Source organism: Sphingomonas swuensis (genome assembly GCF_039538045.1).
Lineage (GTDB): Bacteria > Pseudomonadota > Alphaproteobacteria > Sphingomonadales > Sphingomonadaceae > Sphingomicrobium > Sphingomicrobium swuense.
Map to the genome: position 1 here is coordinate 2,518,316 of NZ_BAABBQ010000001.1, position 10,899 is coordinate 2,529,214.

A 10,899-nucleotide genomic window follows, 5' to 3' on the forward strand; every position below is an offset into this window, starting at 1 on the left:
TGTAGCTTCGCCTTGCCCCCCGGTGAAGCCGCGTTAAAGCCGGAGCCATGTGGCAGCTCCTGCAATTCCCGCTTTGTCCCTTCTCCCGCAAGGTCCGGCTGGTGATGGCCGAAAAGGGCGTCCCCGCCGAGCTGGTGCGCGAGAACCCGTGGGAGCGGAGGGACGAGTTCCTCGACCTCAACCCGGCCGGCGAAACGCCGGTGCTGGTCGAGAGCGACAGCGGGGTGACGTTGATCGGAAGCCAGCCGATCGCCGAATATCTCGACGAGACGATCGAGAAGGTGCCGATGATCCACGGCGACGCCGCCCAGCGCGCCGAGATCCGCCGGCTGACCGAATGGTTCGACGAGAAGCTGTTCCACGAGGTGGTCGAGCCTCTGATGGTCGAGCGCATGCGGAAGCGCCTGGTCAGCAAGGAGAGCCCCGACACGCGGGTGCTTCGCGAGGCGATGCGGGTCGGCAACAACCACCTCGACTATCTCGACTATCTGCTCGACCACCGGCGCTGGCTGGCGGGCCCGGCGCTGAGCCTCGCCGACTTCACCGCGGCGGCGCACCTTTCGGTCATCGACTATCTCGGCGCGGTCGACTGGCGCGGGCACAAGCAGACCAAGGACTGGTATTCGGTGATGAAGAGCCGGCCGGCCTTCCGACCGTTGCTCGGGGAACGCATGGAAGTGATCGTTCCGCCACAACATTACGACAAAGTGGACTTCTGAGGCCCCGAAGTTCTCGAAGTTCACAGGGTGCCGGGTTTCCGTACGCCTTCCAACCTCCTTTTCTAACAACCATTCTGGTGCATTCAGGCAACAGGTCGCAAAGCTGAGCTGACAGGTTGAAAGAACGAAGAGGCGAACCCTTCCGGTGAACTAAGCAGCGCGAATCCTACTTTGCAAGACGAGTGCAGCCCTAGGCCGCGGCGCGGATCCGGCGATGCAGGTAATTGTCGTCGAAGCCGGCGATGCGGATCAGCTTGCCGATATCGACGATGGACACGCAGCCGCGGGTCAGGGTCATCACATTTTCCTGGCGGAGCTCCTTCAGCACCCGATTGAGGTGAACCGCCGTCATCCCCAGCGAGTCCGCAAGCAGAAGCTGCGACAGCGGCAGGTCGAACACCGGTTCGGTCTGCAGACCGATGTTCCGGGCACGGATGAACAGCTCGCACATGAGGTGGGCGACGCGTTCGATGCTGGTGCGACGGCCCATGCTGGTGATCCACGCCCGCATGGTGCCCTCGTCCACCAGTTGCGAGACGTACATCGCATTGGCGATCCGCGGATGATCAACGAAGATCTTCTCGATCTCGTCGCGGCCGATGGTGGTGACGAGCGCATTGGTCAGTGTCTGGATGCTGTGGTCCATCTCGCCGAGCAGACCGATGTGAAGGTCGCAGGCGTCGCCGGGCATGAGAAAAGCGAGAACCTGACGCGTGCCGTTCGGAAGAATCTTGTACCGATGGGCCCAGCCTTCGAGGATCACGAACACGGGTCCCGGTCGGTCGCCTTCCCGGATGAGGTCGTGTTTCTGGGGCAATCGGCGCGGGCGGGCGGTGGCGCGCTTGAGCGCTTCGACGTCAGCCTCGCCTAACCTCCCGAAACCACGGAGTTTTTTGATGAACTGGTTAGGCATGGAGCACAGTCACACAGTGAAGCCCAATTTCATATTCGGTAAAGTTATTGTCGAAAGTTGATTTGGATGATTGGTGGCAGGGCGTCCGGCCCTATATCGATCATGCGTCGGCTTGATTCCTCACAGCTCCGGCGGCCGCGAAGCTTCGCGCCTAAGGAGAGTATCGGTGACGGTCACGCTGAACGACAATGCGGATGGTTCACGGCCACCGAACGCCGACGCGCATGGCCGGGCCGCCCTGCTTCTCGTGGAAAGCCTGCTGCACGGCCTGATCGCTCGAAACGTGATCGCGATCGCGGATGCGGTCGAGATCGTCGCGGTGGCGGCAGAGGTCGCCGAGGAAAGCGCCCATGATCGTGGCGCCGACCCTGAGAGTCTCGCGGGACCAATCGTGCTACTCGAGGCGATCGGAACGAGCCTGGCCATCGACCTGCCGAGCAGCGGCCCCACGATCGTCTGAACCTTCCGCTTCGAGTTGCCGGCAGATCTCGCCGTAGAGGTCGGCGCTGAGCCGGTGAATGACCTGCGCTTCGCCTTCCGTAAGATCGGCAAGGCGACGCTCTTCCAGCTCCCTTGTCCGATATCGCTCGCTGCTTTCGGCCACCTCAAGCCGCCAGCATCGGCATTGCAAGGTGCGCCGGCTCATTGTCCCGAGCCAGCGCTTCGTATCGCCTGGCGAGTTCGAGATGACAGGCCACGACCCGAGGATCAGCGCCCTCGCACGCTCGGGCCCACTCGGTGATTGCCCGTTGTCGATAGTAGTCGCGGTCGGCCTGCCTGCCACTCATGATCCGTTCCCCCGTCGGCGCGACTCAGGTCGCCGACCGAGGATAAGCAATTATAATCAGGCGATTTATAACATAGATTTAGGCGTTGCGCGGAATGTCTTCCCGGAGGTGTCCGCGCGGTCCGTTATCGCTTCCGTGACCACGATGAGCGGTCCTGCTCCAGCGCGGCTGCGGCGCGACTACCGGCCTGTCGATCCCCATGAAGGTGCTGGCGATCGGGTGGCTGAGGGAAGCGGCAAGGCCTGTCGCCTCGACGACGACTACGGTGCCGCGGCGGCTGGCACTTGGGCAGACATGCTCTGACTTTGCCCCGACCCCTTCTCACCACGCCGCCCGCTCACGACAATTTGAGAACAGGCATGAGTTGGCGGAGGTCCGCCGAGCTGACAACGTGTCGTTCGGTGAATGTCCTGATTGGGTGGAAAGCGGACGTCAGCGTGAGAGTTGCTCGATGGCTGCTCGCACTTCCTCAAGCGTTGGTGCGACACTGTCATCCTCAACGAAGTAGATCGCCTCGTTCACCGCATCGTCCGCAAACTCGAAGTCGTCGCTCATGATGATACAGTCCGCCGCATAGTTCGCGATCTGGAAGGTCAGTCGCTGATCCGCTACGGCCTCCAAAAGGCGCTTCGCATGGTCGCGGGTAACGATGGTGCAAGGCCCATCGCTGACGACAATGTAGCCCAAGCCTTTTGAGCGGAACGCTTGATTACAGGCGCTCACCTCCGCGCCGACTTCGTCGCCAAACTGCTCCGGCGCGAGTTTGCCTTCCAGAAAGGCAACGAGCGATGCGTGTTCCATGGCGGTTTCGATAACTAAGGCCCGGAGGTCCGCAATGGGTCGAACGTCGCCATGCTCACCCCGCTTGCCCATGCGCGCGGCACGCTGGAATGTTCGTCGGCACCGCCCGAAACAGCGTGAGGCTGCGTCTGTCCCAATAGGTCAGATCCAGCGCGAGGAAGACCGGCGACCCTCTTTGCTGGTAGATGGCCTTACCCTTCCAGTCGGCCCCCGACGGGGTCAGGCATTCGCTCCAGCCCTCGCTGCGCAAGTCATTGGTGACGGCCACCAGGGCGCTCTGGTCCGAGGAATGCCACAAGGTAAGGTGATCGAAGCCGCCCGCACCATCGCCGCCGCCAAGATCGACGGCCGCGCTGAATGGTCCGTGCCGCCGGAAGAACAGGCCTTCCTTGCGGCACCGCATCTCGACATTGTGCGAAACGCAGTCGGTTAATCCGGCGCGCCGCGCATCGGCCAGACTGCCGCTGACCGGCAGCAATTCGAATAGAAATGTCGCAGGTGGCTGTCGCTCCTCCTCGCAGGATGACAGCAATGTCAGGGCCAGCAAAGGCGCAAGCCCACGCAATCGGCGGACTTGCCTCCGGACCACCCACGCCTTTGCTCGCTCCGACATGCCGCGATCTAAGGCGCTGCAGCCACGGTTCGCAATGGCCGGTGCTGTTGGCTGCGATGTCCGCAACGGGTGATGGCGCGCATGTGGCTGGCCCCTCCACCACTCCGCTGACGCGGAGCGGTCCCCCTCCCCATCGCTTTGCGACGGGGAGGTTCTCGACCGGCACGCTGCAAGGCTAGCAGGCGCGCGCGGGTCCGCAATGGGTCGTAAGCGGACATCCCCGCGCCTAGTGTGGCGCGGTGTTGCGACTTCTTTGCCCCGACCGTTTCGCGATCTTCCTGTTCCTGCTGGGCCTCGCCCTCTTCTTCGTGCCGATGATGGTCATGCCCGGGATCGTCTCGATGGTGGCGGGGGCGGTGTATTGGGTGGCGATAGCGCTGGTCAGGGCCCTGGTGCGTGCCGGCGCCTCGGGACGGGATGGTCGGTGAGAGGGTCTCGGAACGGCGATCGGGCGGTGGCGTCAACTAGCCTTTGCATGCCGCACTTCGCCCCCGCATAGTCGGCGCGAACAGCAAGGGTGGCAGGATGACGGCGAGCGGCAGCAAGTGGGTGAGCGGGTGCGCCGCGGCGGCGATGCTGGCGGGGGCGCTGGCGCCCTCCGTGGCGGCCGCGCAGTCAATCAAGGCGCCCGAGGGGGCGGTCGTCGCCAAGGCGATGGAGCATCAGTGGGTGCCGATGCGCGACGGGGTGCGGCTCGACACCAGCGTCTATCTGCCCAGGGGCGCCGGCCCCTTCCCCGCCATCGTCGTCCGCTCCCCCTATCCGATCGGCAATCCCGAGGAGCCCGGCGCGCAAGACCAGTTCGCGCGCAAGCTGCTCGACCGCGGCTATGCGCTGGTGCTGCAGAACGAGCGCGGGATGTACATGTCCGAGGGCAAGCACATCTACATGGCGAACGCCGGGCCGGACGGGGTCGACACGCTCAGCTGGGTGGCGAAGCAGCCCTGGTCGACCGGCAAGGTCGGGACCTATGGCTGCTCGTCCACCGCCGAGGACCAATTGGCGCTGATGGCCCTGAACCATCCGGCGCATCAGGCGGCGGTGGTGCTCGGCTATGGCGCGGGGATCGGCAAGATCGGGCCCTATGCCGAGCAGGGCAACATCTATCGCGGCGGCGCGCTGCAGCTGCTCTTCGCGAGCTGGATGCGCGATTACATCGGGAGCAGCGGGCCGGGCGCGGACGAGCGGCCGATGTTCCCCGCCGACCTCACGCCCGAAGCGAAGACGCGACTGGCCAAACTCTATTCGCAGCGGCTCAACGCCTATGCGACGACGCCCAAGATCTCGACCGCGGACATGCTCAAATTTTACGGCCACCTGCCGGTCAGCGACCTCATCGCCGCCGACAAGGGCCCGCGCACCGACTGGGACTGGTTCTCGCGCTGGACCCCGGCCGAGCCGAAGTGGAAGGAGATCAGCTTCGCCAACGAGGGCGACACCTTCGGCGTGCCGGCGCTGTGGGGAGTGAGCTGGTACGACGTCAGCGTCGGACCCAACCTCTACCTCTACGATTACGCCCGCAAGAACATCGCCGCCGGGCGACCGGCGGACCAGCAATATCTGGTCGTCTCGCCCGGGGTCCACTGCTCGTTCCAGCGCCAGCCCGCAACGGGGCCGGTGGGCGAGCGCGACATCGGCGATCCCTCCTACGACTTCGACAAGCGGATCATCGAATTCTTCGACTGGAAGCTGAAGGGCGTGGCCAACGGGGCCGCCGCCGAGCCCAAGGTCCAGACCTACCAGATGGGCGAGAACGCCTGGCTGAAGGGCGACCGCTCGATGACCATGCCGGCGCGGACGATGACCTATTATTTGACCAGCCGGACGGGCGCGAACAGCGTGCAGGGCGACGGGATGCTGGTGCCCGCCCCCGCGCCAAGCCCGCGCAAGGCCGACAGCTTCGTCTACGATCCGCTGCGCCCGGTGCAGACGCTCGGCGGCGGGGCCTGCTGCATGGGCGGGATCCCGGCGGCGGGGGCCTACGACCAGGCGCAGGTCGAGGCCCGGCAGGACGTGCTGGTCTATTCGACCGCGCCGCTGACCCGGACGATGCAAGTGCGCGGGCCGGTGACGCTCGAGCTGTTCGTGTCGTCGGACGCGCCCGACACCGACATCGCGGTCAAGCTGACCGACGTCTATCCCGACGGCCGCTCCTACAACCTCGACGATTCGATCTTCCGGGTGCGTTATCGCGACGGCTACGACCGGCCGAAGATGATGGAGAAGGGCCGGGTGGTGAAGGTGACGCTGCCGCCGATGTTCACCGGCAACAGCTTCCTTCCGGGCCACCGAATCCGGCTGCAGGTCACCAGCAGCAACTTCCCGCGCTACGAACGCAACCTCAACACCGGCGGCCGGAACGGCGAGGAGACGGTGGGCCGGGCGGCGAGGAACAGCATCCACCACGGCAAGGCGACCCCGTCGCGGATCGTCCTCGGGCTGGACTGACGACGGGATGTGGTGGATGCGCCTGTCGGCATTCTTGCTGCTGCTCGGAGTGGCGGGGTGCTCGCCCTCGCTTCCGTCGGACTCGGAGGTGATCGGAACGCTGCGGGCGAACCGGGCGGACTTCGAGCAAGCGCGCGACATCGTGCTCGGGCTGGAGCGGCAATATGTGCGGCTCGACCTCGAGGATCCGTCGACGCTCGGCGCGCTGGACGCGGGCGAGCGAGCGCTGATGGAACGGCTTCGCGAGCGGACCGGAGCGACGGTCATCCAGGGTGGCGGGCGCAAGGGCGACGAGCGCTATGTCGATTTCGCGCTGTTCCGCTGGGGCTTCGCCTTCGGGGGCGCGATGAAGTCCGTAAGCTGGAGAGACGGGACGATGGAGGGGCGGCGGGTACTGCCCAGCCTTGACGACACGAGCGACCGGCGAGGCTTCGTCACCGACACATGGTTCAACGCCATGCGGCCGATCGGCGGCGGCTGGTGGATGGAAGTGTCGGACGACTGAGCGGCGACGCGCTTCAGGGCCAGGTCGCGGCGACGAGATAGTTGAGGCGCAGGTCCTCGCTGAGGTGAAGACCCTTGCCCGGCGAGAAGGCGATTCCGCGGGTGGCGGTAACGGCGAGGCCGGCGGCGGCGAGGTGCGCGGCGAGCTGCTCGGGGGGCAGGAACTGGTCGTAGTCGTGGGTGCCGCGCGGGATCCGGCCGGCGCCCTCGGCGAGCGTGATGGTGAGCAGGCGCGACAGGCCGGTGCGGTTGGGCGTGCTCATCACGAGAAGGCCGCCGGGCGCGAGGCGATCGGCGAGCTGGCGCACGAAGGCGGCGGGGTCGGCGACATGCTCGACCACCTCGAGCGCGGTGACGAGGTCGAAGGTGCCGTCGAGCGCTCCGACCTCGCCCGCGACGTAACGGATGGCGAGCCCCGATTGGCCGGCATGGGTGCGGGCGGCCTCGATCAGCTCGGGCGCGGCGTCGATCCCGGTGACGTGGGCGCCCAGCCGGGCGAGCGGCTCGGCCAGAAGCCCGGCGCCGCAGCCGACGTCGAGCGCGGTGCGGCCCTCGAGCGGGCGAAGGCTTCGCTCGTCGGAATCGAAATGGCGGTCGATGCACTCGCGGACGAAGGCCAGGCGGACGGGGTTCAACCGGTGGAGCATCGCCGAGCTGCCCTTGGGATCCCACCAGTCGGCGGCCATCGCGCCGAAGTGGGCGGCTTCTTGCGGAAGGATGCTCGTGCTTGTTTCGGCCATGGGGCTTCCCTAACAGGGCGGCGCCATGGCGACCATGCGGAACAACGACCTGCGACAAGCCCTCCCCCGGCCCCTCCCGCAAGCGGAAGGGGAGCGCTGATGGCCCGCATCGTGATGAAGTTCGGCGGGACCTCGATGGCGGGGATGGAGCGGATCCGCGCGGTCGCCGAGCGGGTGCGGCGCGAGGTTGAGACCGGCAACGAGGTGGCGGTGGTCGTGTCGGCGATGGCTGGCGAGACCGACCGGCTGGTCCAGATGTGCCGCGAGGCCGCCGCGCTCTACGACCCGCGTGAATATGACGTGGTGGTGGCAAGCGGCGAGCAGGTGACGAGCGGGCTGCTTGCGATCACGCTCCAGGGAATGGGGCTGAAGGCGCGCAGCTACATGGGCTGGCAATTGCCGATCCGCGCATCGGGCCATGTCTCGGCGTTGATCGAGGAGATCGACGTCGCAGTGCTTGACCGGGCGTTCGGCGAAGGCGGGATCGCGGTGATCCCGGGCTTCCAGGGCGTGACCGGCGAAGGCGCGCTGGCGACCCTCGGCCGCGGCGGATCGGACACCTCGGCGGTCGCGCTCGCGGTCGCGATGAAGGCCGACCGCTGCGACATCTACACCGACGTCGACGGAGTCTACACGACCGACCCGAGGATCGTGCCGAGGGCGCGCAAGCTCGAGACGGTCACCTACGAGGAGATGCTCGAGCTGGCGTCGGTCGGGGCCAAGGTCCTGCAGACGCGCTCGGTCGGGCTCGCCATGCGCTTCAACATGCCGCTGACCGTCTTGTCCTCGTTCGAGGACAAGACGGGCACGCTCATCGCCGGGGAAGAGGCGGTCGGGGAACTGAACATGGAACGCAACATCATCACGGGCATCGCCCACGATCTGAACGAAGCGCGGATCACGCTGGCGGGGCTGCCCGACCGGCCAGGCGCGGTGGCGGCGATCTTCCGCCCGCTCGCCGAAGCCAACATCAACGTCGACATGATCGTCCAGTCGGTGGCCAAGCCGGGAAGCCCGAGCGACCTCACCTTCACCGTTCCGACCGCAAGCCTGCCGCAGGCGGTGGCCGAGCTCGAGAAGGTGCGGGAGAGCGCGGGCTTCGGTGACGTGCTGACCGATACCGACGTGGTCAAGGTCAGCGTGGTCGGGGTCGGGATGCGCTCGAACGCCGGGATCGCGGCGCAAATGTTCGACACGCTCGCCGAGCGGGGAATCAACGTGATCGCGATCACGACATCGGAGATCAAGGTGAGCGTACTGATCCCGGAGGCCTATACCGAGCTTGCGGTACGGGTGCTGCATACCGCCTTCGGGCTCGACGCGGAGCGCCAGGCATGAGCCTGCTCGACGACCTGATGGCGCGTGGCGCCGAGTTCCTGGGTACGCGCTACGCGATCATGGGCGGGGCGATGAGCTGGGTCTCGGAGCGCAACCTGGTGGCGGCGATCAGCAACGCCGGCGGGTTCGGGGTGATCGCCTGCGGGGCGATGAACCCGGAGCTGCTCGACACCGAGATCGCCGAAACCAAGAAGCGCACCGACAAGCCGTTCGGGGTCAACCTCATCACCATGCACCCGCAGCTCAACGAGCTGATCGAGGTGTGCGGGCGGCACGGCGTCGGGCATGTCGTGCTCGCCGGCGGGCTTCCCCCGGGCGGCGCGATCGAGAAGATCAAGGGCACCGGCGCCAAGCTCATCGCCTTCGCCCCGGCGCTGAGCCTGGCCAAGAAGCTGACGCGCTCGGGCGCGGACGCGATCGTGATAGAGGGGATGGAGGCCGGCGGGCACATCGGCCCGGTCTCGACCACGGTGCTCGCGCAGGAAATATTGCCGCACATGGCCGAGCAGATCCCGGTCTTCCTCGCCGGCGGGATCGGCCGGGGCGAGGGGATCGCCGCCTATCTCGAAATGGGCGCGGCGGGGGTCCAGCTGGGCACCCGCTTCGTCTGCGCGACCGAGAGCATCGCCCACGCCAACTTCAAGAAGGCCTTCATTCGGGCGAGCGCACGTGACGCGGTGCCGAGCGTGCAGATCGATCCGCGGCTGCCGGTCATCCCGGTGCGCGCGCTCAAGAACAAGGAGACCGAGCGCTTCGCCGCCAAGCAGCGCGAGATCGCCGAGCATCTCGACGGCAAGCGGCTGGAGATGGCCGAGGCGCAGCTCCAGATCGAGCATTATTGGGCGGGCGCGCTGCGGCGGGCGGTGATCGACGGCGATGTCGAGACCGGAAGCGTGATGGCGGGCCAGTCGGTCGGCATGGTGACCAGGGAGCAGCCCACCGCCGAGATCATCGCCGAGCTGGTCGAGGAGGCCGAAGCGGCGCTTGCCAGGCGGCGCTGACCCGCGGCGCGTTATGCGCTAGGGCGCGGCCTTCGCGTTGAGAAACAAGTGATTCGGCCCGGGAGGTCCGACGCCCAAGCTGATGAACATGAGCGACGCCTATCGCGTGCTGGGAGTGCTTCCGACCGCCGACGACGCGGTCATCCGCGCTGCCTATCTGGCGCTGATGAAGCGCTACCATCCCGACCAGCCGGGCGCCGATGTCGAGCGCGCCAAGTCGGTCGCCGCGGCCTATCGGCTGGTGAGCGATCCAGAGCGGCGGTCGGCGCACGGGCTTGCGATGGACGAGCGCTTCGCCCCCGGCGGCGCGATGGCGATGCCGCGCAAGGCCAAGCGGCAGACCGGTCGGCTGGCCTTCTTCGCCATCTCGGCGGCCACCGCGGGGCTGCTCTACGCCGCGCTGACTCAGCCGCTGCCAGAATTCGATGGTGGATCCGGACCGGTCCGGACGGCGCAGCGCGACGTGGCCAAGCCGGCGCCGGAAGTACCGTCGGTGCTGCCCGAGCGGAGCGAGCCCGAGCCGCCGGTCCGCACTCCCCTGCCCTCCACCGAAGAACCCGAGGCGGTGCTGCCCGACCCTCGCGACATCCCGCTTCCCACCCCGGCTCCGCTGCCCCTGCCGCTTCCGGCGGCGCGGGACACGGCGGTACGCACGCCGCCCGCGAAACCCGTCGAGCTTGCCCAGCGGCGGGTCGCCACCGCCCCGAGGAAAGCCGAGTCTTCGCGGCTTGCTGAATCCCAGGCCCAGGCCCAGGCGCAGGCGCAGCCCCCCGTCCGGCTGGCATCGCGGCAGGCGACGCGGAGCGCACCGACGCGCGGCTCGGACATCGACCTTGCCGCGCTCGACCGGCACCAGGTGGTCTATTACAATCAGTCGTTCCTCGCCGGCGACCAGGCGCGCCGCTCGCGGTTGATGGAGAGCCGGATCGGCTTCCTCAAGCGGCTCGAGGCGTGCGGAAGCGACAGCTGCAAGCGCGACGCCTACCTCGCCCGCAACCAGGAAGTCGCCGCGATCATGCGGCGCTAGGTCAAGC

Annotated in this window: 12 protein-coding genes; 8 read left to right on the plus strand and 4 right to left on the minus strand. The window is 67.0% G+C overall.

The features are described from left to right. Positions 1 to 47 precede the first annotated feature (47 nt). Positions 48 to 719 carry a glutathione S-transferase family protein gene (locus ABD727_RS12615; protein WP_344707736.1) on the plus strand — a complete coding sequence of 224 codons (672 nt, stop codon included), beginning with the start codon at positions 48 to 50 and terminating at the stop codon, positions 717 to 719. Between the two features lie 190 nt (positions 720 to 909). On the opposite strand, the gene ABD727_RS12620 is transcribed toward ABD727_RS12615, so the two are convergent. Further along, positions 910 to 1,632: a Crp/Fnr family transcriptional regulator gene (locus ABD727_RS12620; protein WP_344707737.1), complete on the minus strand. Its 723-nt coding sequence runs from the start codon at positions 1,630 to 1,632 to the stop codon at positions 910 to 912. Between the two features lie 166 nt (positions 1,633 to 1,798). Between ABD727_RS12620 and ABD727_RS12625 the strand changes: the two genes are divergently transcribed. Continuing rightward, on the plus strand, positions 1,799 to 2,092 hold the full coding sequence (locus tag ABD727_RS12625; RefSeq protein ID WP_344707738.1) for a hypothetical protein: 294 nt from the start codon (positions 1,799 to 1,801) through the stop codon (positions 2,090 to 2,092). Positions 2,093 to 2,852: 760 nt separating this feature from the next. On the opposite strand, the gene ABD727_RS12630 is transcribed toward ABD727_RS12625, so the two are convergent. Together ABD727_RS12630 and ABD727_RS12635 are read right to left on the minus strand one after the other, a co-directional pair. Further along, positions 2,853 to 3,221 (minus strand): hypothetical protein, encoded by a 369-nt coding sequence (locus ABD727_RS12630; protein ID WP_344707739.1) that lies wholly within the window; start codon positions 3,219 to 3,221, stop codon positions 2,853 to 2,855. A gap of 55 nt (positions 3,222 to 3,276) precedes the next feature. Continuing rightward, positions 3,277 to 3,768, minus strand: coding sequence for a hypothetical protein (locus ABD727_RS12635; RefSeq protein ID WP_344707741.1), 492 nt, complete (start codon positions 3,766 to 3,768; stop codon positions 3,277 to 3,279). Positions 3,769 to 4,076: 308 nt separating this feature from the next. Between ABD727_RS12635 and ABD727_RS12640 the strand changes: the two genes are divergently transcribed. From ABD727_RS12640 to ABD727_RS12650, 3 genes are all read left to right on the plus strand, one after another. Continuing rightward, positions 4,077 to 4,262 carry a hypothetical protein gene (locus ABD727_RS12640; RefSeq protein ID WP_344707742.1) on the plus strand — a complete coding sequence of 62 codons (186 nt, stop codon included), beginning with the start codon at positions 4,077 to 4,079 and terminating at the stop codon, positions 4,260 to 4,262. Between the two features lie 97 nt (positions 4,263 to 4,359). Next, positions 4,360 to 6,282, plus strand: a complete 1,923-nt coding sequence (locus ABD727_RS12645; RefSeq protein ID WP_344707743.1) for a CocE/NonD family hydrolase — start codon at positions 4,360 to 4,362, stop codon at positions 6,280 to 6,282. A 16-nt stretch (positions 6,283 to 6,298) separates the two neighbouring features. After that, positions 6,299 to 6,787 (plus strand): hypothetical protein, encoded by a 489-nt coding sequence (locus tag ABD727_RS12650; RefSeq protein WP_344707744.1) that lies wholly within the window; start codon positions 6,299 to 6,301, stop codon positions 6,785 to 6,787. Between the two features lie 13 nt (positions 6,788 to 6,800). On the opposite strand, the gene ubiG is transcribed toward ABD727_RS12650, so the two are convergent. Beyond that, positions 6,801 to 7,526: a bifunctional 2-polyprenyl-6-hydroxyphenol methylase/3-demethylubiquinol 3-O-methyltransferase UbiG gene (ubiG, locus tag ABD727_RS12655; protein WP_344707745.1), complete on the minus strand. Its 726-nt coding sequence runs from the start codon at positions 7,524 to 7,526 to the stop codon at positions 6,801 to 6,803. Between the two features lie 99 nt (positions 7,527 to 7,625). Between ubiG and ABD727_RS12660 the strand changes: the two genes are divergently transcribed. From ABD727_RS12660 to ABD727_RS12670, 3 genes are all read left to right on the plus strand, one after another. Continuing rightward, positions 7,626 to 8,864 (plus strand): aspartate kinase, encoded by a 1,239-nt coding sequence (locus ABD727_RS12660; protein ID WP_344707746.1) that lies wholly within the window; start codon positions 7,626 to 7,628, stop codon positions 8,862 to 8,864. 17 nt (positions 8,865 to 8,881) lie between these two features. Beyond that, positions 8,882 to 9,865: an NAD(P)H-dependent flavin oxidoreductase gene (locus ABD727_RS12665; RefSeq protein WP_344708082.1), complete on the plus strand. Its 984-nt coding sequence runs from the start codon at positions 8,882 to 8,884 to the stop codon at positions 9,863 to 9,865. Between the two features lie 88 nt (positions 9,866 to 9,953). Continuing rightward, positions 9,954 to 10,892, plus strand: a complete 939-nt coding sequence (locus ABD727_RS12670; RefSeq protein WP_344707747.1) for a J domain-containing protein — start codon at positions 9,954 to 9,956, stop codon at positions 10,890 to 10,892. Positions 10,893 to 10,899: the final 7 nt, after the last annotated feature.